This window comes from Sodalis sp. dw_96, from assembly GCF_018449575.1.
Lineage (GTDB): Bacteria > Pseudomonadota > Gammaproteobacteria > Enterobacterales > Enterobacteriaceae > Acerihabitans.
The window spans coordinates 121,236-143,861 of sequence record NZ_JAAVUT010000011.1; the positions used below are offsets into that span (position 1 = coordinate 121,236).

Here is a 22,626-nt window from a genome sequence, read left to right on the forward strand (position 1 = left end):
GCAAAGGCACCTGTCCGTTATGATTGTGCGTGGGAAGAGGAGCCATGGCTGCGTTTTCCACCATGATGCGGCGTCTGGGCCGTGGCGGGAGCCTGTTGGCCGCCTGCCGCGGCCGGTTGCGCTAGCTTGATACGGGCGCCGTCGCTCAGGCGGTCCATGCCGTCCATTACCACGGTTTGACCCGCCGCGAGACCGGAGAGAATGACGGTATTCTCACCGTTGCTCGGCCCCGGCGTCACCTTATGCACCGAGACGGTATTATCGGCATTCACCAGATAGACGAAGTTGCCCGGCGCCCCGGTCTGTATCGCCGGTGTCGGCACCAGGACCGCGTTTTGCAGCGTATCCACCAGCAGTTGTACATTCACGAATTCGTTTGGATACAATTGCTCGTCGTCATTGGGGAAGGTAGCGCGCAGGGTTACGGTGCCTGTACTGGTGGCCATCTGGTTGCCGATGGCATACAGCGCGCCGACGGCAAGCTGTTTGCTGTTATCGCTGTTATATACCGTCACCGGCAGTTTTCCGCCGGCGCTGAATTGTTCCATCACCTGACCGAGGGCATTCTGCGGCACGGTAAACTGCACCGTGGTGGGTTTCATGCTGGTGATGACCACGATGCCGGTAGAGCTGGATTCGGTGACATAATTGCCGACATCCACCAGCCGCAGGCCCACGCGTCCGTCGATGGGGGCGGTAATGCGGCAGTAGGCCAAATCAAGATCGTACTGGGCGATACTGGCCTCATCGGCTTTTACCGCCGCCGCGTCCTGTTCAACGGTGAATTTCTGATCGATAAACGTCTGTTCGGCTATGGACTTCTGGGCGTGGAGCTGGGTATAGAGCACCATGTCGGCGCGCGCCTGGTCAAGGCTCGCCTGATCCTTGGCTAACTGGGCCTGGGATTGCTGCTTGTCAATCTGGTATTGGCGGGGGTCGATTTGCGCGAGGAACTGTCCTTTTTTGACGTCCTGGCCTTCCTTATAGCCGACCTCGGTGAGATAGCCGCTCAGCTGGGGCAGCACGGTCACCGTGGAAACCGGCGTCACGGTGCCCAGTTCGTTGAGGATTTCCGGCATGCTGCCCAATGCGGCGGCGGTGGCGCTCACCACCTGCGGCGGCAAACCGGTTCTTTGTTTCTTGCCGTTAAGGTGATGGTACAAAACGACGATGACCAGCACAACAATGACGACCACGGCTATAATTATACCGCGCCTTTTGTGACCCTGTTTGCCTGCTGTCGGGCCGTTGGTGCTCATAAATCCTCTCCCGGATACTTATAGTAAAGTGTCTCGCTGTTCCTGGGTTTGACCACTGCCGGAACGGCTCTCAAACTATCCGTATGCACTGAAGTGGTCAAATTATTAAAATGCTTATTTATGTCATGCCTTTACTTTTCACTTTGCCTTCCGATTGTTGCAGCCCCGGTTTATCGTAGGGAAAACCCGCTTAAACCTCCCTGGACTTAAAACAAATATCCAGGCGGGACAAGGCTGTTATCACAAGCAAACCGCCGGAGGACGGTTCGTCGAATGGCCTGAGGGGTCCGGCGCGGTCGTCAAAGGCCATTACAACCAAAGGTCATCAATGCTTACATTTGTAATGTCAAATGCCCATACCTTAGACGATCTATGCCCTGGCGGTTTGATTTGGAGTAAAGTATCGGCAACCTGGTTTATGAACCGACTAAAATAACGACAGTAAGAGGCGAATAATGAACTTGACCCTAAAAGAGCTGGCCGGGCTATTTGATCATACAAATTTACGTGCCGATGCCACGCGCGGTGATTTCCAAAAACTTTGCGATGAAGCGCGTGAATATGGATTTGCTTCGGTTGCCGTTAATTCCTATCCTGTCGCGATGTGCCGCGAGATGTTGAAAGGCTCCGGCGTATTGACCGGTGCCGCCATCGGCTTCCCCTTGGGCCAAACCACCGTCGAAGCGAAAGTATTCGAAGCGCAAAACGCCATCGATCGTGGAGCGCAAGAGTTTGATTATCTGCTCAACGTCGGCAAAGTAAAGGAGCATGATTACGGTTATATCGAGCGGGAAATGGAAGCCCTGGTAGGCGTTGCCCGCAAAGGGAACATTATATGTAAAGTCATTTTTGAAACCTGTTATCTAACCGAAAACGAAATTATCGAGGCGGCGAAAATAGCCGGCCTGGTCAAACCGGATTTTGTCAAAACCTCAACCGGTTTCGGCATCGCCGGAGCCACCCCTGAACATGTCACACTGATGAAAAAACATGCCGGCCGGGAAGTACAGGTGAAAGCGGCGGGCGGGATCCGCAGTTATCAGGACGCCAAGATCATGATAGAAGCCGGCGCAACCCGCTTGGGCAGCTCGTCCGGCATAAAAATCATTGAGGAAATGCGTCATATTCTCGGGGAGTAAAATCCCTCCGAGGGCGTTGGCTCCGGCGCCCTGTCACCGCGCGATGGCTGGATAAACATGAGGGGCGTCGTTTATATGAAAAAATTGCTCCGATCGCCATGGTGTGATATTGCGTTATTTGTAATGATGACGTAGTCTCTGGGTTATAATAAAATTTCAAGAAGTATCGAATTATTAAAATAATAGTAATATGTATCCAGTATGCCAAAGAAAATTTAAATTTTTATGAACATGGAACATAATTATTCCCATCCATTTCTGCGACGTAAACAATGTTGTCGGCAGCTCTTCTGGAAATATTTTACGTAGTAGAATTTTATATAAAATAATTTTTAATATTCTATTTGAGTAATTAACTTATAAAGAAATCAATTCTTGGTCAATCTCCCGTCTCTCTATAACATGTGATAATAAAAAGTGCTAAAAATCACTTAATCGACAGGATTATTATGGACCAAATTGTTAATGCTTCAATCAATACACCGATAATTAAGTTGGTAATGGAAAATGAAAAAACGGGAAAAGGCGCGGCTGAAATAATAAGTCTTTTTACGTCTATCCAGGCATTGAAAAATGAAACGATCAACATCCCCGGCTCTGGGAGTTTTGGAAATAAAGGGAAACGCAGCATGGCGCATAATCTGCTCAGGTACTTCTACGCTTCCCAAGCCATTTTGCCCCCACGGGCAGGGATATCCGGTAATGCCGGAACCCGCCTGGCTGAGTTCCGGTCGTTCCTGGGTCAGCCTGACATAACATTACCGCGGACCGGCCGTTTGCAACCCTACGCTTATCATCTGAGCGAGCCCAGCGTCGTGTCGTCCGTGACCCGGTCTGAGCGGCGGGCGGCAGAGGATATTCCGCCTTTTCCCAGCCGCGGCAAACGCCAGTTGGCCGATGAGGATTCAGCGGGATTACTGCCGTTTGCCATTCAAAATGAACACGTTGCCTTTTATTTGCAAAAAGAGGGTCTATTGAGCGTGGAGTCAGGGAGTGACGGTCCGTTACTGATTAACCGGGTCATTGATTTCCTGACGTGTCCGTCGCCGCATTTATCGGAGATTACCCGGGCATTACTGGCGGAATCCGGCCTCTTTGGCGCCCAAAAAAATGAAGCCCTGGGCATTGATTATCAGCGGCGGCAGGTTAACGCATGGATTGCCGCCAACACCTTCGACGACTCACCGGAAGGCTTTTTCATGACGGTCATTATTAATAAGCGAATGGGGCGAAACGGACGCAAGCCGCGGCGACATATTAATAACGGCGAACTTCGCGCCGCGTTCAACCGGCATTTGGCCGGGTTAACCTCTCTGAATGCGACCGCCGTGCGACATATTTATAACGAAATCGTTGTGCCGACCATGCCGACTCTGGGCATACGCAAGGATAAAAAATTCAGGGAAGGCAACCGCGTCGGTTCCATGGAGTGGGTCTACCTGCACGCAGCAGCGCATTTTGCCCATGAGATGCAGCTTGGCTACGAGAAATTGTCAAAACGGACGCTGTTATCCTTAGGCATAGCACTGGAAGCCATGCTGCTTACCGATACGGTTTCAGCCGGCATAATCCGTTTTTTTATCCGTCCCGCGTGTATTTATTTCCTGGTGAATAAAGTTATCAATGGCAAACTTATAACCAATGCCCGCGTTTTCACCGATCCTGATATCAGACAGGAGGCCGTAAAGACATTTTTCGCCGACAGCCAATTGCGCAACGAAAAGAATAATCCCTTTGGGCAATACAGCCGCGCCATCGAGGGTTATCGCACCCGTACCCAAATGGCCGAGGATATATTGCGCGAGCGCTGTGATGTGAATGCGAAAGGGCGTTATTCCGTCGACGCGGAAAGTTATAAAAATGGCTACGACGGTTATGCCTGCCAAATGGCCAACGGCGGGCAGGAACCCACCATAGAATTGCTGCCTAATGTCAGCAATGAATTTCTCAAACAAAACCAGCATATCGCCGAACAATATCGAGCGGTGGATCTGTTGCTCCTGGCGGAGTCCTTCGATACGCTTTCCTCCGAGGACAGGCTATTTCTCGAAGAGCAAGAGATCAAGCTGGTCACGGCGCATTATTCCGCCTTTGATCAAGTCAGGGGGGCGCTGGGTGGGCACACCGTTCCGCGAAGCCGGTTGACCGTTGAGTTATCTCCCGAAGTCACGCTGTTCTCAACCACCGGCGCCGAAAAGATCTATGCGCTGCATCGCCGGGGAACGGGTTATATCCTCCAGCGGGTCGATCGCGATCCGTCCCGGTATTATCCGTTGCTAAACGATTTGGCACCGCAAAAAGACCGGGACTACGTATTGAAAATATTCGCCGGCGGCAGCCAGGCTACCGTGTTGAAACGGGCCGGCGAATCCCTGGATAGCCTGATAATAAATCTTTCCGGGTTGGCGCAGCGAAATCTGCTGATATTGCTGAATAATCAGGGTTATGACGTCACCACCCGGGAGAACGTTGCCAAGAGGTTGCTGTCGCTGGTGCCTTTACATGACTGCATTTCCGGCATTATCCACGGCGATCGGCAGGCGGTGGTGCCCTGTCTGTTCGACATATTCAGCTTGCTGCCGCTGTTGGGCATGGCCGGATCCCTGGTTTCCCGCGTGGCGGTCCATGGGGGCATCGGCACCGTCGCGGCGATACGCATAAGCCTGGGCAGCTATGTCGCCAAGCAGTCGCTGAGCAAGGCTTTATCCGCCGGCGCCAGTCAATTTGCCAAATATGCCATGGCGCCCGCTGCCCGTGAATTGAATCGGCAGGCTCTGATTACCGTGGCGGTGGAGTTGGCGCGCTTTTCCGACCCGGCCATGGTGGAAGTTCTGTTTCGGTCCGGGATGGCGTTGTCGAAAAAGTTTGCCGCCGCCGCCCAGGTGGTCGCCCGGCACCTGCCGGAAATCGCCCCGGTTTTGCCCAGGATGGACAAGCTGTCGCAGTCCTATGCCGTGGTTAAAGAAAACGTTTCTTCTACCACCGCGCGTCTGGCGGATACCCATCGCTATCTTCGCGTCACCGAGCTGGCCGGTGATAAATACCTCGGCCAGGCCATTTATGTCCGTATCGAACCCCATTTGGGGGGAGTCCTAGGAAAAAAATATACGCTCTCCCACAATAATCAATTGATACCGGTGCCGACGTCGGCGGCGGTCAGGTTGAAAAATATCCTGCGTGAAGGATTGGGCGGAAAAGGCGGCAACAGGGCGGCAAGAGTATGGAATACGCAGCAAAGCTTCAACGACCTTGTACCGGTAAATTTGCCGCAGTACCCCAATCCGCAATATATCCAAATTGAAAGTTACGGCTCCAGGGCGGCTGAATCCGTACTGTTTCCAGAATTGGGGATCCCATTACAACAAACGCCCTTGGACCTGGAGGCCTATGCCTACGCTTTGGAAGCGTTGCCGGTTTTTCAAAAAAAAGCCATCAAGGCGTGGACCATGATCGAAAGGGGTGGGAATAGTGGTTTTGACGGATTGCCGATTTCAGCACATAGGATGATGGAAAAATCAATCCACACCGAGATTAATCAACATCTGTTTCAAAAAGATCCGATTGAACTCTGGGAGCCCAAGGAACGGCTGGTATTGTCGGGACTGTTGGCGGCATTTAATAGCCCGTTGCCCCGGCAAACCGGCAGTTTCTTGCGCGTGGCGGAGTATAAACACAATCAAATTATCCCCTGGGCCGATACTATCGGCCCGGGGGATGTCGTCACCAATTATCCGGGGCTGATGAGCGTTTTTGCCGAAGATGTGTATTCACGTCTTGGCGTACAGTCTGCCAAAGAATATCTCCAGGATGAATCAAAGGCTTTGATTTATTATAAAATTCACGGCGGCGCCCATTGTTTACCGTTGCCTTACTACTTAAACAGCAATGGCAGGATCGGATTTGATTATTTATATCAGCCAAATTCATTTTTCCGGGTGGTGAGCATATCCAACGCCGCGCTGGTGGGTGGCGAAATGTATCCCGCGACCCGCATCGGCGTGGTATTGGAGGAGATCAATGAACCGATAGACTCGGCAAAAAATCTTTTTACCGGTGAACTCTTCCAATTTAAATAGCCAGCAGATATAACGCATGTCCATGTAATTATTGCCTGTGATCGGGAGAATATAAATGGGGCTTTTCGTTGATAGCCTTCCGCTTTTGGCGGCGATACCCTTTATGTTAATAACGAATCCAAGGTTGCGTAAAAACAAGCTAAGCAAGGTGTTGGAAATTTTTGATGGAATGATATTAATCTATAGGAGCCGGAATGAATTTATTAAATACGCAGGTTTGGAACAATCATTCGAAAATTGAACAACAGCTATTATCCAATGATATATCCCCTGAAGAGCAGTGGGAATCGGAGCTGCTGTTCGGCGTCTTAAGGTATGCGCGCAATGAGCGCAGAGAGCGAATCGCGCCGTCTGTCCCTAACACAGCCAACGGCCTCAAGAGTATCGCCCTGCGTTTGCTTTATGCCGGCGGTCTGCTGGGTCGGGCGGCCCATTCGCCTGGAGCATGGACATCCATTGCCGATGATGAAACCGGATCGGGCGGGCTGGTAAAGCCGGCGATGGCGTTGGCGAACGAACGGGGGCCTTATATGGCCTGGCAAAACATGTCCGGCGAGGTTGACGGCCCCGGTGCGGTGATGGCGGCTGATACGCCCGCCGCGCCTTATCGGACGCGACGCGAAACGAAACGACAGGTTAACGGTCTGCAACTGGATTTGAAACGGCAAAACTCTCATATCGCAGGTCTGCTGAATCTAACGACGCCGGCCGGTAATGAGGAGATGAAAAATAACCTCAGGCCGGCGGAAGGTGTTTTACTGGTGGATCGCGCGGTACGCGCTCTTGTCATCAGACCCGAAGGAATGGCCAAAATGGCTTTTACCCTATTGCGGCACTCCGGGCTGTATGGGGCTTCTCCCGGCGAAAGATTGACGGAAAACGCCATGCACAAAATCGTCAATGACTGGATCATGGAAAATCTGTTCGGCTCCCCCATTGAAACCTACGTGGCGCGACAGATGCGGGAATTTCTCGTCGCCCGGGGCGACAGTCCTGCGCAAGGGGGTATTTCCTTTGACGTCCAAACCTGTCGGGAAATGATACACAATCGGCTCTCGCCATTAAGAGCTATCATGGCCGATGGGGATGAACAACGAGGCGACGCTTATCACTATCTGCTGGATACGCTTATAGTCCCGACTTTGCCCACCCTGTTTTTTGAGCGACAAGGACAGCGCCTTGATTCCCTGGAATTGGGCACCCTTGACTGGTGTTATCTGCATATCGGACTGTCTTTTGCCGCTAAAAGCGCGGTGGACGTCAGGGATATGACTCGAGACGAAATCATTGAAATAGGCTGTTCATTATCGTCCATGCTGATGATGGGGTCGCTATCGGCCGGGTTAATAGAACTGTTCGTTTTCCCGACGCTGTTGTTTTACCTTAAATCATCCAGCGATGAAGATAAACGCGCCGCCGTGAAGATAGATTTAAACGCCGACGACACCAAAAAGCGTGCGTTGAAGCACTTTTTTGCCGCTGGGGAAACCCGGGAATATGAGGTTAACCCCTTTAAACAGTTTAGTTCCGCCATGGGCGGCTATAAAACGCGGACAGAGCTGGCTAAGGAGATATTGACAAAACAGTGCGGCGTGCTGGCGAAGGAGGAGTATGCGCGCCGGGTGGACATTTATAAAACCAATCCCGATGATTATCACTGTCCGCCGTATAAAACCGGGCCTAACGGAAAAATACCCGATCCCGCAGTGTATCTGCCCGATCTCAATCAGGCCTTTGAAACGCAAAACCAGGCTATCGTCGATAAATTCGCCATTATCGACCGGTTGATGATCCTGGATGTTATGGCGCAAATGCCGGAGGAAGAGAAGGAATTTTTGACCGCCGCAACGGCCAGGAAGGCGGGAGCGGATTTTTCGCGGCTGGAGGCCATGACCGGGATGCCGGAGGAATATTTTATAACCGGAGCGAAACCGGCGGTACAACTCCTGCCGGGTATCGACCTTTTTTTGGCTGCGGCGAAGGGGGAAGAGCGTATATTTGCTCTTGGTCGCGATGAATCAGGATATTGGCTCAAGCGAATTGACCGTACACAGGAAAATTATTATCCGCTGATGGAAAAAAACCTGGCGGGAAAGGACAAATTCTTTCGTCTCAATATCTATTCCGGCGAGGGTTCTCAAGGACTATACAAGCCTGCCGGCGATGGTCTTGCCGCGCTATTCGAAACGTTAACGGCGCAACATACGAAACGTTTGGCGACGCAGCTTTATGCCCAGGGTTATGAAGAGACCTCTCGAGAGGCTTTTAACTATTTCATGCTGTCGTTTATTCCCTTTTATCACTGTGCCGCCTGGGACCCTCATCGTCGTGAAGAGGCCTTGATATCCTGCGTGACGGATAGCCTTAATCTGCTGCCGCTGGCGGGTCAGGCAGCAGCCCGGTCTTCCAATCTCATGCTGAAAGTGGGTATGGGCAGCGCGGCTTCTGTGCGTGCGGGGGCAGCGAGCTACGCGGCCGGCAGCACGCTAAAAAGCGCATTAAGTAACGGTTTGCGGACGTTTGTCGACCTGGCCCTGGTCTCGGCGTCGGAAGAGCTGGACCGCAAGATGCTTACCGGTCTGTTGCTGGATCTGGCCCAGGCTTTTGATCCCGGCATTCGGTCAGCGGGCACGCTGGGCCGGTCAATAGTAAATGAGGTGCGCAACGCCGTCCGGATCGTGCGTCTTCATAGCCCGGCCATGGAGAAGCTGTTTTTGAAGATGGGAAATGCCGCATCGGGGGATAAACTGCCCGCCGGCATCGCGGAGTTTGAAACCGGTCGTTTGGCGGGTGTTGACCATGATATCCCGATTGTTAGGCTTGGGGGCGATCGGTATCTCAACCGGCCGGTCTTTGTCAGGCTGAACCCGTCCACCGGAGATGTTATAGGCAAAAAATACTCCTTGTCTCAGGATAATCAACTGGTCGCTGTCCCCCTGCAGGCGGCTGTGCGTTTGAAGAATATTTTACACTATGGCTTAAGCGGGCGGGGTGCGGGCAAGGCCGCCAAGGTCTGGAATCAGCAGCGCAGTGTAGACACGCTCGCCACCGTACAGCTTAACGGCCAGGCAACTACGGTACACATATCGCGATACGGCGAGCCGGGAGCTGAAGCTGTGCTGTTTCCCGAACTGGGCATCTCGCTGTCTCAGGAACCGTTAAACGTGGGCCTGTATGAATATTTTTACAGGCACTTGTCCGCCGGGGAAAAAATTGCGCTAACGCTTTGGACCGAAACCGATCTAAAGCCATCTGTTTACAGCGGTGGCTTTCCCTCCAACGGGCAAAAAGAGTTCATGCCCTTTAAGAGCCGAATCAATGAGAACCTCTGGAAGGCTTTATCGTTTAAAAAATGGAGTCCGATCGATAAGCATCATTATTTGAACCTTGTGAGCGCCCTCAAACGTCCGTTACTCAAACTGCCGGGCAGCTATCTGGGCGTTGGGCAATATCCGTTACGGCATAATATTCCCTGGGCGGATACTATTGGCCCGGGGGATATTGTTACCAGTTACCCGACTTTTTTTGGTGTCTCAGCACGGGACCATTATGCAAAAATTTTTACCGCCAAGGCAGATAGCGAGGGAGTCTCGGGCAAACAGTACAGGCAGGCCATGGTCTATTTCAAAATCGAGGGCGCTCAGCAATGCACTCCCCTGATAACCAATATCGCGGCTAGCTCCGACTCAGCTCACACGGAAAATGATCTCGAGATGAGAGAATATCTCTATCCGCCGAATATGTTTTTCCGGGTCAAAAGTATTGCCACCGTTTACTTGATTGACGGAGACATCCATCCCTCGCAGCGCGTCGGCGTTGTGCTCGAGGAGTTAATCGGACCAGTGAACGAGGCTAAAAATCTTTATACCGGCGAGGTGCTGCCGGTAACAAGCATGGCATGGGCAAATAAAGTCAAACGCTATCATGAGGCACTGCTATAGGTTTGAACCGCGGCCATGCCCGGCAAATGCACCATGATGGCAACCTCTCGTCGCCGAGTCGTGTCTTTATTACCTTTTCGATGAGGGTGATGCAGCGTTACATTGCCCTCAACATAAGATTTTGTGATTTGAGATATAATGCGTGATGAAAACGATTGCTTAATTGAATTATAGATATAAAACGATGCTAATTTTGTCAATCTTCTGAATTCTTTCTGCGCTATACATTTGTTGGGCTTTTTTTCCACCAAACACGCTTCCGCCAAAAATACATACCTACGATTCGGGTCGAATATATAAACACTCAGAGGGAGAATATTTGATCGAGAATGTAACAATGCTGGATATTTTGTTTTGGTCAGGCGGTGATTACAAATTTAAAAATATCACCGGTTTCGACATATCAGGGACAGGATGTGAAATGTTTATTTATTAGAATTAATCGGCGGCACCAAGAGACCTGGACTTACCGCAGACTAAAAACATTGGCGTGTCCGCAACACTGCATGACCGGGAAAAACGCGATTTGCGCTTGGGCGTAGCGGGATTTATTATCGGAACAGCCGCTATCATCCGGGAAATTTTCTCCAGACGGAGGTACGGCAAGAGGTGGACCCGGTTTTGGGAGCAGGGCCACATACGTTTAGCCAGTGATAATAAGGACCCATACTTCCATGAAGAAAATCGGTTTTTTGTCGTTTGGCCATTGGACCCCTTCACCGCAATCCGGTACCCGCTCTGCTGCCGACGCGCTATTGCAATCCATCGATCTTGCCGTCGCCGCTGAGGAATTGGGGGCGGACGGCGCCTATTTCCGGGTGCACCACTTCGCCCGCCAGCTCAGTTCTCCCTTCGCCCTGCTGGCGGCGGTCGGCGCCAGGACCCGCAGCATCGAAATCGGCACCGGCGTCATTGATATGCGTTATGAAAATCCCCATTACATGGCTGAAGACGCCGGAGCGGCCGATCTTATCTCCGGCGGACGCCTGCAGCTCGGCATCAGCCGTGGCTCACCCGAGCAGGTGATCGATGGCTGGCGCTATTTCGACCAACAGCCCGCCGAAGGAGAGACGGATGCCGACATGGCCCGGCGCCATACCGAGGTCCTGCTTAATCTTTTGCGCGGCGAGGGTTTCGCCAAGCCAAACCCACAGCCGATGTTTCCAAACCCGCCCGGTCTCTTGCGCCTGGAGCCGTTTTCCGACGGCCTGCGGGACCGGATCTGGTGGGGAGCCGGCTCGAATGCCACCGCGGTTTGGGCCGCCAAATTGGGCATGAACCTGCAAAGCTCAACCCTCAAGGACGACGAAACCGGGGAGCCTTTCCATATTCAGCAGGCCAAGCAGATTCGGGCCTACCGTGCCGCATGGCAGGAGGCCGGTCACGAGCGCGTTCCCCGGGTGTCGGTGAGCCGCAGTATTTTCGCCCTGGTGGACGAGCGGGATCGCGCCTATTTCGGCAATAGCAGCCGGGATGGCGACCAGATTGGTTTTCTCGATGAAAAGACCCGGGCTATATTTGGCCGCGGTTACGCCGCCGAGCCGGATGTCCTGATCAAGGAGCTTGAACAGGATGAAGCCATCGCCGAGGCCGACACGCTGCTGCTGACCGTGCCGAACCAGTTGGGCGTAGATTATAACATCCATGTTATTGAGGCGATTCTGACCCAGGTGGCGCCCGGCCTGGGATGGCGTTGAATAACGCCGGCGCCGCCCGCGGCCGGTGAGATGAACCCCCCGTTAAGGGGGTCAGACTGCTGACAAACGTACTCGGAGTCTATGAGGCGGGGCAGGATGCTAGAAGAGTAAACCGTCCGCGCCAGGGATGGCGCGGATCGAGCCTCCAGGGATGGATTCACGGCGTGTTTACGATCTAGCATCCTGTCCCGACCGGGCACTTTGTCAACAAGCTCACCCCCCCGTTAAGGGGGGATGTTTAACGGTGGATTAACATCCTTCCGCCGGCAAACACCGCCGCGTCCCCGAGTGTTTCTTCAATCCTTATCAACTGATTGTATTTTGCCATGCGCTCCGAACGGCTCATGGAGCCGGTTTTAATCTGCCCGGCCTGCGTGCCCACCGCCAGGTCGGCAATGCTGGTGTCCTCCGTTTCACCGGAACGATGGGAGATTACCGTATTGTAGTTGTGCCGTTTGGCAAGATTAATGGCCGCCAGCGTTTCGGTTAACGTTCCGATTTGATTAAACTTGATTAAAATGGCGTTGCCGGCGCCGCAGTCGATTCCCTTTTGCAGAAGGGCCGAATCAGTCACAAATAAATCGTCACCCACCAGTTGAACCCGATCGCCGAGCAAGGTGGTCAAATAGGTAAAGCCTTCCCAGTCGGATTCAAATAAGCCGTCCTCGATGGAAACAATGTGGAATTCATTCACCAGGCCTTCCAGGTAATGGGAAAATTCCCGCGAGGTAAAATGCCTGTTTTCTCCACGAAGTTCATACAGACCGGTCTGTGGGTTGTAAAATTCCGATGCGGCGCAATCAATGCCCAGCTGAAAATCCGTCCCCAGCCGGTAGCCGGCTTTTAAAATAGCTTCGCGAATATACTCCAGGGCCTGTGCGTTGGAAGACAGGTCCGGTGCAAATCCGCCTTCATCACCCACCGCGGTGCTTAACCCTCGGGACTTTAATACCCCGGCCAGGGTGTGAAAGACCTCAGCGCCCATTCTGACGGCTTCCCTGAGGGAGCCGGCGCCCACCGGGAGGATCATGAATTCCTGAATATCCACGTTGTTATCGGCATGTGCGCCGCCGTTGATGATATTAATCATCGGCAACGGCAATGAATAGGCGCCGGCGGAGCCCTGAAGCCCGGCAATATATTCATACAACGCCGTGCCCTTGGATACCGCCGCGGCTTTCGCCGCCGCCAGGGAAACCGCCGTTGTGGCATTGGCCCCCAGCCTGGATTTATCCGGTGTGCCGTCGGTATCGATGATAATACGGTCGATTTCCGACTGATTATCGGTGGCTTCCACACTCGCCAGTGCCTGATGAAGATCCTCCTTCACCGATGCGACGGCATGCAAAACCCCCTTGCCCAGATAACGATGTTGGTCCCCGTCACGGCGTTCCATTGCTTCCCGTGAACCGGTTGAGGCACCGGACGGCGCCGAGGCCCGGCCCCTGAATCCGCCTTCCAGAAGCACTTCCGCTTCCACCGTCGGGTTGCCGCGGGAATCCAGAATTTCTCTGCCTGATACTGCGATAATTTTACTCATGACATTTCTCCGCAAGAAAGTAGGTGGCTTACATCATCCGTTCTACATAAAACGGGTCCTTATCGGCATCCCCTTTGGCTTTCCAATCATTCACAGCGTTAAAAAATGTGATATTTTTTTCCATGCTTCCGTTGTAAGAGACTTTACTTACTGTTTTAATTGTTGTTAATCGACTTATTTTCCACTGTAAGTGAGTAAAAGTCACAATGGTGCGTAAACTACCTCCACTGAACGCCCTCAGGGCTTTTGAAGCGGCCGGACGGCTCGGGCTGATGAAACTGGCGGCGGATGAGCTGTGCGTGACTCATGGCGCGGTGAGCCGCCAGGTGCAGCATTTGGAGGGATGGCTCGGGGTCAGTCTGTTTGAGGGACCCAAAAATGCGCCGAGACTGACTGACACAGGACGTGTTCTGCTGCCCGCCCTGACGGCGGCGCTTGATCAAATGGATTCAGCGGTCCGTCAAATCGCGGATACGGAAGACGGGACGCTGGATGTCTCCTGCCCGGGGACCTTCACCATGCGATGGTTGATACCGAGACTGCATCACTTTAATGCCTTGCATCCAGAGGTCGAGGTGCGTTTAAGTTCATTGGGCACATCGTCGGACCCCCTGCGGGACAACATCGATGTGGCCGTCAGGGTAGGGCGACCCCCCTGGCCGGCGGACGTTGACGTTATTCCTCTGTTCAACGAAAAATTCGGCCCGGTTTATGCGCCGTCCATTCACTTAGAGGCGGGTACCCGCTGCAACGTAGCGCTTCTGCATACGGTTTCCCGCCGCGGCGCCTGGTCTGACTGGAGTGCTTTGTCGGGTAATCGGGTGGAAGGCACCGGTTCGGCGGAATTCGAGCATTTTTATTTCATGCTGGAGGCGGCGATTGCCGGGCTTGGCGTATCGGTTTCGCCGTGGCCCCTGGTTGCGGACGATATCGCCGCCGGCCGGCTTATAGCGCCGTTTGGATTTATAAAAAGCGGACTGAGCTACGTTGCCTTAAGACGCTTGAAACAAAATCGTAAAGCGTCACTTTTTTGTGATTGGCTTAAGAGGGCGGCGCAAGAGTATGCTGCCGATCCTATTGAGTAATGACATGATAAATTACCTTTCTCCGCGCGGGGGGGTGCCTGGGGAACGATTAAAAACGCGGCGGACAGGTCTCTGTCAGCCGCGAAAGCTCTGCTCGGCGTGATGCCCGGCCTAGCGTTTTTCAATAACGACGGGGTGATGCCTTTTGACTACGTGTTTTTTGACGTGATGATGATGCTTCTGGACAACAACAACCTTCTCGTGACGTACGGGAGCGGCCCAACTCATGGTGGCCACCGGCAGTGTGAAGAGGGCCAAAGCCAAATACATAACAATTTTTTTCATACTGAACTCTATCGAGAAACATTTAAGAAATTTGATTATAAGCGTTAATGTACTTTTGTCTGCCGGACTTTTCCTTATTTTAGTTCAGACTTTATAAGATTCTTGCCAGTGAAGAAAGCGCGACCTGTCCAGACCCGTGGCGAAGCCAATATTATTGCAAACTTTGAATAAAGGGATCACCGCCTGGCCAGAACCGGTATTTTCTTTCCCGGCTTGATGTCTTGCTCAGATAAAAATGGGCAAAGAAATTTTTCCAGCGTTCGCGCTTCGGTCAGAAAACCATCATGCCCGTACAGTGAATCAATTTCAGCAAATTGCGAATTTCTTATATGCTGCGACAGATATCTTTGTTCTCTGACGGGGAAAAGGATATCTGAACTGATACCGATAACCAGGGTCCTTGCTTCTATTTTACCCAGCATGATTTCCGGTTTATCTCTCTGTCTGCCGATATTGTGGCTGTCCAGGGAATTCAGCAAACACCAGTAACTGTAGGCATTGAACCGCCGGATAAATTTTTCACCTTGATGGCGTTGATAGGTGGCGGCCAGAAAACAATCCAGCTTATGCCGATCGCTTTCCGACTGGGTGTGAAGATAAGTATCAAAACAGCGATAGGATAGCAGGGCGATACTTCTGGCCGCCTTTAATCCGGCCATGCCGCCGTCAGGATCCACTCCGTCAAAGGTTTTGTCGGCCAGCAAAGCCAGCCGCTGGCTTTCATTAAAGGCAATTGCCCAGGGCGAACTGACGGCATTGGTGGAGAGCAGAACCATTTGCCGTATCCGCCGGGGTTGATGGATGGCCCATTCCAGCGCCTGCTGTCCGCCCATGGACCCGCCGATAAGTAAAAAAATACCCTCTATACCCAGATGGTCGGCAAGCAGGCTGTGCGCGAAGACCATGTCCCGAATGGTCACCGAGGGGAAATCATGGAGATAGGGTTTGCGTGTGGCCGGGTTGAGACTTTGCGGATTGGTTGAACCATAAGGAGAACCGGGCACATTGGCGCAGACAATGAACCAGCGGTCGGGATCGAAGCATTTTCCGGGGCCAACCAATCCCGGCCACCAGGCTGTCACCTCCGAGCTTCCCGTCAGCGCATGACAAACCCATATCACATTGGATTTGTCCGCATTGAGCGTTCCATAAGTGTGAAAAGCGATATCGATTCCCTGGAGGACCAAACCGTTCTCCAGGATAAAGGGTGCAGCAGAGTGAAAAAGATGTCGCGTCATGGGCATGCCGGGCTATTTGCTGGCCTTGAACGCCTGTTCGATGTCCGACTTCAGGTCATCGATATGCTCTATGCCCACCGAGATCCGCAGTCCGGCCGGCGTCACCCCGGCGGAGAGCTGCTGCGCATCGCTTAACTGTTGATGGGTGGTGGCCGAAGGCTGGATAATGAGGGTTTTTGCATCTCCCACATTCGCCAGATGAGTAATCAGTTGCAGGCTGTTTATAAAACGTTCGGCCCGATCTTTGCCGCCGAGGATTTCCACGGACAGCACGCCGCCAAATCCCTTTTTCAGATATTTATGGGCAATGTCGTATGCCGGGCTGGAGGGTAACCCCGGATAATTCACGCTTTCTACTTCGGGATGTTTTTCCAACCAGCGAGCCAGTTCCAACGCGTTGGCAACGTGGCGTTCCACCCGCAGAGAGAGCGTTTCCAGCCCTTGTAAAAGCAGGAAGGCGTTGAAAGGCGACAGCGTAGGGCCGAAATCACGCAGGCTCTCAACCCTGGCGCGGATTATAAATTGAATGTTGCCAAGTTCACTGCCCGGGCCAAAGACGTCGTTATAGACCAGGCCGTGATACGCCTCTGACGGCGTTGAGAATTGCGGGAATTTGCCGTTACCCCAGGGATAATTGCCGCCATCGACGATGACGCCGCCGATGCTGTTGCCATGACCCCCGATCCATTTGGTGGCGGACTCCACCACCACATGTGCGCCGTGTTCAAGGGGGCGAAACAGGTACCCGCCGGCGGCAAAAGTGTTATCCACCACCAGGGGCAAATGATGTTTTAGCGCCAGCTCGGCGAAATGGTCGAAATCAGGGAAACCCAGGCGTGGATTGCCGATGGTTTCGAGGTAAAGGGCTTTGGTGTTTTCATCAATCAGGCTTTCAAAACTGTCGACGTTGTCATCTTTGGCAAAGCGGGCTTCGACACCCAATCGTTTGAATGATAAGTGGAACTGTGCCCAGGTGCCGCCGTACAGCGAAGGGGAGGTGACGAAATTATCGCCGGCCTGCAATATATTGTTTAACGCGATGAATTGCGCGGCCTGGCCGGACGCCACCGCCAGTGCGGCAACGCCTCCTTCCAAGGCGGCAATGCGCTTTTCAAATACGTCTGTGGTGGGATTTTGAATCCGGGTATAGATATTGCCGAATTCCCGCAAGGCAAACCGGTCCGCGCCCTGCCGGGCGTTCTCGAAAGCATAGGAAGTGGTCTGATAGATAGGCACCGCCCGCGCCCCGGTCGTGGGATCGGGTTCTTGGCCGGCGTGAAGCTGCAAGGTTTCAAATTTTAAGGATGCCATAAAATATTCGCATTTAGCTGAAGAGTGAGGACATCAGAAAAACATAGGCAAGGTTATTTGTTAACTGACTAAAAAGGATATTGATTGTTATTTTCGTACTATGTATTTTTTGTTGTCACCACAAATAAATCGAGAACGAGATATTTTCTCATCTGATAAAAATTATTTTGACATTAATTTAACATCTAACTTCAGTGGCGCTAATGATAAAAAAATATCCGCGTCGATTCTTAAAATAAAAAAATTTATATGATTGCAAAAACCCCATGGCTATATTTCACATATGAATATGCGGATTGATTCGTTTGTTTGATTATGAGAAATCCTTAGACTGAAAATTCCTTTATCATATTTTGTAATATTCTTTTTTGAACAAAAACGATGATGTCACCATGAAACCATTCGCGGCCTCAAGGTATGTCGGGCTATTGGGGTTCATTCATCTGGCACTGCAACACTTAAAAATAAACGGGCAGGTTTTATGACGTATGGATATATTTGGGCGCGACGCACCCTGCGCCTGATGGTGGTTTTGGTTGCCATGGGTCTGTTCAGCCAGGCGCTGGCCGACGGTCAACCGCTTAAGCAGCTGAATATCGGTTTTCAAAAAGCCAATATCCTCGCGTTGCTTAAAGCCCGCGGCACGCTGGACGAGGCGCTGAAAAAGCAGGGCATCGCCACTCGTTGGACCGAGTTCACCGCCGGTCCGCAAATGCTCGAGGGATTGAATGTCGGCAGTATCGATTTAGCCGCCACCGGCGATGCTCCGCCGGCTTTCGCCCAGGCGGCCAAAGCCGATTTGATCTATCTGGCGCACAATATTCCTAATCCGAAGACCGAGGCGATCCTGGTGCCGAAGGATTCAACGGTGCGCAACGTGGCGGGTCTGAAAGGCAAACGGGTGGCCTTGAATAAAGGCTCCGATGTGAATTATTTGCTGATCGAAGCGCTCAAAAATGCCGGCTTGGCCTATACCGATATTACGCCGGTTTACCTGGCGCCCAGCGATGCGCGGGCGGCATTCCAGCGTGGCAGCGTTGATGCCTGGGTGATTTGGGACCCGTTTTACGCCGAGGTTGAAACCAATGCCGGCGCGCGCCGGCTTCAGGACGCCGAGGGCATCGTGCCGCACTACACGTTCTATCTTGCCAGCCGGCGGTTTGCCGAAGACCATCCCGATATCGCCAAATTGGTCTTCGAACAACTGGCCCAACTCAGTACCTGGGCCAACGGTCATCATGACGAGGTTGCGCAGGACCTGTCCAAAAGTACCGGTCTGCCGCAGCCGATTTGGCTGCGGGCGCTGGCGCGCATGCCTTTTGGTACTGAGCGCATGACGGATGATGTCTTCCGGCAACAGCAATCGCTGGCGGATACCTTTACCGGCATGGGTCTTATCCCGGCAAAAGTCGACGTCAATCATGCGCGCTGGTCGCAGGATAAATAAGGTGGCGACGGCGCAAAACAAAACAGGTCCGTTTTAAAGGTCATTAAAGCTAAGGGGTATATCCGGGTATGGACGAAGTGGGTTTGAAGAGAAAGATTACACGCGAAGCCAAAAAGCTTGGCGCGGAGCTGGTGGGCTTTGCGCCGGTCTCGCGCTGGAGCGAGGCGAATGAACAACAGCCGCAGTATTGGCCGCAGGCGATCTGGAGCAAAACCCAAACCGTTATTGTGCTCGGTGTTCCCATGCTGCTGCCGATTGTGGAGAGCACGCCGTCCATCAACCACACAGTATTATATGACACCACCAACACCCTGTTGGACCAGATGGGCTACCGGCTGGCGGTCTACCTGAATAATCTGGGCCACGCCTCCATTTTTATGCCGCGCGATGGTTATGGCAGCCTGGATATTTTATTGAAAAAGATGCCGGCCTGCTTTAGCCAGGTTTACGCGGGTAAATATGCCGGTCTGGGCACTATTGGTTATAGCCACAATCTGCTGAATCCGAAGTACGGGCCGCGCGCCCGTTATGTCTCCGTGCTGACCTCGGTGGCAGTGGGCGGCGATGCGCTGGTGGAAGGCAATTTGTGCAAGAAAGGCTGCACAGTCTGCTCCCAGCTTTGCCCGGCGCAGGCGATGAGTGATCGGCCGGGCTCACGGGTTTGCGAGCTGGACGCGATTAAGTGCACGCGGTTCCATCAGGTACTGCAGTCGGAGAATCGCTGGCCTTGCGGCGTGTGCGCCAAGGTGTGTCCGGTGGGAGAGGATCGCAAGCTTTACGGCAGCCTGAGCATTCGTCTGTATCAAAAGGAGCGTGGGGCGATCGAAAAAGATCCGTCACATCCGGACTACAAGCATCTGGTTCATCTGCGTGAGCATGGCTCGGGCGGCGACCGGAAGTATTAATTCCTGTTCATTGATGATTTAAGGGAGAAGACAGTGAAGGTATGTTCACGTGCCGTTGCGGCCGCGATTCTTATGACCGTGGGTTTGATTTCGCTCACGGCGTGCAAAAAGGAAGCCGAAACCAAGCCGCAGGTTATCAAGCTGGATTACGCCTATTACAACCCGGTGAGCCTGGTGCTGAAAGACAAGCATTTTCTGGAAGACGCCCTCGCCAAAGACGGTATCTCCGTGGAGTGGACGTTGAGCCAGGGAAGCAATAAGAGTCTGGAACTGCTGAACAGCAAGAGCGTTGATTTCGGATCCACCGCCGGCGTGGCGGCCTTTATCGGCAAATCAAACGGCAACCCCATCAAGACCATTTATGTTTATTCGCGTCCGGAGTGGACGGCGCTGGTGGCGCGCAAGGATAGCCCGATTGCCAGGGTGGAAGACCTGAAGGGCAAAAAGGTGGCCGTCACGCGCGGTACCGATCCTTACGTTTTTCTGCTGCGCGCCCTTGACCAGGTCGGCCTGACGGAAAAGGATATCGAGCTGGTGCCGTTGCAGCACCCCGACGGCAAGAACGCGCTGGAACGCGGCGACGTGGACGCCTGGGCGGGGCTCGATCCGCTGATGGCGCAGGCGGAAGTGGAGAACGGATCGACGCTGTTCCATCGCGACGTGGCGCTCAACAGCTATGGCGTGCTGAACGTGCGCGAGGCGTTTGCCAAAGAGTATCCGGCCTATGTCGTCCGGGTATTGGCGGCCTATGAGAAGGCGCGGTTATGGGCGATACAAAATCCGGCGGAGTTTCGCGCGCTGTTCGTGCGGGACGCGAAAATCAGCGACGCAATTGCCGGGAAGGTACTGGAGCGGACAGACCTGAGCAGTTCGGCACTGGGGGATGAGCAAAAGAAAGTGATTGCCGCCAGCGGAGACGTATTGAAGAAGAGCGGCGTTATCAGCGGTTCCACTGATGTGAATGCCACGGTTAACGATCTTATCGATCCACAGTATGTTCACCAAGTCATCGCAGCCAAATAGGACAACCCTATGAGTACCGTAGAGCAGAACCAGGCCGTGACGCGGCTTCCGGCATTACGCGAACAGACAACGTATCCGGCCCGCCGGAAAAGTCAGCCATGGGGAAATCAATTCATCGGCCTGATTGTTCCCGCCGCCGGGCTGGTGCTGTGGGAGGCGCTGGCGCGTACGGGCGTGCTGCCGCCGAACATCCTGCCGGCGCCTACGGTGGTAGCACAAACCATTTTGGACCTGGGCCGGAGCGGCGATCTGTGGCGGCACACGGCGATTACGCTATGGCGCATTATTACCGGCTTTCTGCTGGGGGCGGCGGTGGGCACGGTGCTGGGAGGGCTTACGGGATATGTCGCGCCGGCCCGCCGGTTGTTGGATCCTTTCCTGCAATCGTTACGCAATATTCCCTCCATGGCATGGGTGCCGTTGTTTCTGCTGTGGCTCGGCATCGATGAATCATCGAAGATCGGGCTTATCTCCCTGGGGGCATTTTTTCCGGTCTATCTGAACCTTTCCAGCGGAATCAGCCAGGTGGATCCGAAGTTGATAGAGGTCGGCAAAGTTTACCGACTGAGCGGATTGCAGATGATTCGGCGACTGATCTTGCCGGCGGTGTTGCCGGAGTACATCGTTGGGTTGCGCAGCGGGCTGGGGCTGGCATGGATGTTTGTGGTGGCGGCGGAGATGATGGGGGCCAGCCGCGGACTGGGTTTTTTGATGATCGACGGGCAGATGACCGGACGCGCGTCGGTGATTCTGGCCAGCGTGATTTTGTTTGCCATCCTGGGTAAACTGTCGGATTTCCTGCTGGAAATGGCCGGGCGCAGATTGCTGAGTTACAAGGCCCGGTGATGCGTTTCGGTGGGGAGAATAGCATGAGCAACGTAAGCGACGGTGCGCTTGATATCCAGAGCCTGCCCCTGGATATCCGGGGGGTGACCAAGGCGTTCGGGGCGTTCGGCTCGGACGAGGGCGGATTGCTGGCATTGGATGACATCAACCTGCACATTACGCCGGGAGAGTTCACCTGCGTGGTGGGGGGCAGCGGATGCGGCAAGACCACCTTGTTGCGCATCATTGCCGGACTCGAGCGCGGATACCGCGGTAACGTGATGCTGGGGGAGAACCCCATCAACGGACCGGGGCGGGACCGCGGACTGGTGTTCCAGGAACATCGGCTACTGCCCTGGCTGACGGTGGCGAAGAATATCGAGTTCGGCATTCGCGATTTGCCCGCCAATGAACGCAGCGCGCTGGTTGCCCACTATATTGGCCTGGTCGGACTGCCGGGCTTTGAGCAAAGCTATCCCCATCAGCTCTCGGGGGGGATGGCGCAGCGGGTGGCCATCGCCCGCGCGCTGGTGAGCCGTCCGCAGCTGCTGTTGCTGGACGAGCCGTTCGGCGCGCTGGACGCGCTGACCAGGATCCGCATGCAGCAGGAGCTGTTGCGTATCTGGCAGACGCAGCGCACCACCATGATCCTGGTGACCCATGACATCGACGAAGCTCTCTTTCTGGCTGACCGCATTGTCATCATGTCGCCGCGGCCGGGGACCATCAAGCGGATCGTCACGGTTGACTCGCCACGGCCCAGAGACCGCGCCGGCGCACATCTCACGGCGCTGCGCCATAGTATCTACCGCGAGTTCTTCAGCCAGGAGAGTGCTGTTTTATAGGAAAGACGCT

General features: G+C 53.6%; 15 protein-coding genes. 10 read left to right on the forward strand and 5 right to left on the reverse strand.

Going from position 1 to position 22,626, the window contains the following annotated elements; translation table 11 throughout:
- Positions 1–17 precede the first annotated feature (17 nt).
- Positions 18–1,259 (reverse strand): efflux RND transporter periplasmic adaptor subunit, encoded by a 1,242-nt coding sequence (locus HB631_RS17070; RefSeq protein ID WP_213992372.1) that lies wholly within the window; start codon positions 1,257–1,259, stop codon positions 18–20.
- 455 nt (positions 1,260–1,714) lie between these two features.
- Here HB631_RS17070 and deoC point away from each other — a divergent pair, with 455 nt between their 5' ends.
- The 4 genes from deoC (at position 1,715) to HB631_RS17090 (ending at position 12,112) form a co-directional block, all read left to right on the forward strand.
- Entirely contained in the window at positions 1,715–2,398 is a 684-nt protein-coding gene (deoC, locus tag HB631_RS17075; RefSeq protein ID WP_213992373.1) for a deoxyribose-phosphate aldolase, read from the forward strand.
- 629 nt (positions 2,399–3,027) lie between these two features.
- Positions 3,028–6,474, forward strand: a complete 3,447-nt coding sequence (locus HB631_RS17080; RefSeq protein WP_213992374.1) for a hypothetical protein — start codon at positions 3,028–3,030, stop codon at positions 6,472–6,474.
- A 194-nt stretch (positions 6,475–6,668) separates the two neighbouring features.
- A complete protein-coding gene (locus tag HB631_RS17085) occupies positions 6,669–10,415 on the forward strand; it encodes a hypothetical protein (RefSeq protein ID WP_213992375.1) in 3,747 nt (1,248 codons plus the stop codon).
- Positions 10,416–11,089: 674 nt separating this feature from the next.
- The gene (locus HB631_RS17090; RefSeq protein ID WP_213992376.1) at positions 11,090–12,112 is read left to right on the forward strand and encodes an LLM class flavin-dependent oxidoreductase; all 1,023 of its coding nucleotides are present in this window, start codon (positions 11,090–11,092) and stop codon (positions 12,110–12,112) included.
- Positions 12,113–12,350: 238 nt separating this feature from the next.
- On the opposite strand, the gene eno is transcribed toward HB631_RS17090, so the two are convergent.
- Positions 12,351–13,652 carry a phosphopyruvate hydratase gene (eno, locus tag HB631_RS17095; protein ID WP_213992377.1) on the reverse strand — a complete coding sequence of 434 codons (1,302 nt, stop codon included), beginning with the start codon at positions 13,650–13,652 and terminating at the stop codon, positions 12,351–12,353.
- Between the two features lie 206 nt (positions 13,653–13,858).
- Here eno and HB631_RS17100 point away from each other — a divergent pair, with 206 nt between their 5' ends.
- The gene (locus HB631_RS17100; RefSeq protein ID WP_213992378.1) at positions 13,859–14,737 is read left to right on the forward strand and encodes a LysR substrate-binding domain-containing protein; all 879 of its coding nucleotides are present in this window, start codon (positions 13,859–13,861) and stop codon (positions 14,735–14,737) included.
- A 111-nt stretch (positions 14,738–14,848) separates the two neighbouring features.
- Here the strand turns inward: HB631_RS17100 and HB631_RS17105 are convergent, their stop codons facing one another.
- The 3 genes from HB631_RS17105 to HB631_RS17115 form a co-directional block, all read right to left on the reverse strand.
- Positions 14,849–15,022: a hypothetical protein gene (locus HB631_RS17105; protein WP_213992379.1), complete on the reverse strand. Its 174-nt coding sequence runs from the start codon at positions 15,020–15,022 to the stop codon at positions 14,849–14,851.
- Positions 15,023–15,198: 176 nt separating this feature from the next.
- Positions 15,199–16,260: a homoserine O-acetyltransferase gene (metX, locus tag HB631_RS17110; RefSeq protein WP_255557066.1), complete on the reverse strand. Its 1,062-nt coding sequence runs from the start codon at positions 16,258–16,260 to the stop codon at positions 15,199–15,201.
- Between the two features lie 12 nt (positions 16,261–16,272).
- Entirely contained in the window at positions 16,273–17,571 is a 1,299-nt protein-coding gene (locus HB631_RS17115; RefSeq protein ID WP_213992381.1) for an O-acetylhomoserine aminocarboxypropyltransferase/cysteine synthase, read from the reverse strand.
- Positions 17,572–18,112: 541 nt separating this feature from the next.
- Here HB631_RS17115 and HB631_RS17120 point away from each other — a divergent pair.
- The 5 genes from HB631_RS17120 (at position 18,113) to HB631_RS17140 (ending at position 22,616) form a co-directional block, all read left to right on the forward strand.
- A complete protein-coding gene (locus HB631_RS17120) occupies positions 18,113–19,018 on the forward strand; it encodes a sulfonate ABC transporter substrate-binding protein (protein WP_255557074.1) in 906 nt (301 codons plus the stop codon).
- Positions 19,019–19,101: 83 nt separating this feature from the next.
- Positions 19,102–19,923 carry a hypothetical protein gene (locus HB631_RS17125; RefSeq protein WP_213992383.1) on the forward strand — a complete coding sequence of 274 codons (822 nt, stop codon included), beginning with the start codon at positions 19,102–19,104 and terminating at the stop codon, positions 19,921–19,923.
- A 33-nt stretch (positions 19,924–19,956) separates the two neighbouring features.
- Positions 19,957–20,946 (forward strand): aliphatic sulfonate ABC transporter substrate-binding protein, encoded by a 990-nt coding sequence (locus HB631_RS17130; RefSeq protein WP_213992385.1) that lies wholly within the window; start codon positions 19,957–19,959, stop codon positions 20,944–20,946.
- Between the two features lie 9 nt (positions 20,947–20,955).
- A complete protein-coding gene (locus HB631_RS17135; protein ID WP_213992386.1) occupies positions 20,956–21,792 on the forward strand; it encodes an ABC transporter permease in 837 nt (278 codons plus the stop codon).
- A gap of 23 nt (positions 21,793–21,815) precedes the next feature.
- The gene (locus HB631_RS17140) at positions 21,816–22,616 is read left to right on the forward strand and encodes an ABC transporter ATP-binding protein (RefSeq protein WP_213992387.1); all 801 of its coding nucleotides are present in this window, start codon (positions 21,816–21,818) and stop codon (positions 22,614–22,616) included.
- The last annotated feature ends 10 nt before the right edge of the window (positions 22,617–22,626 follow it).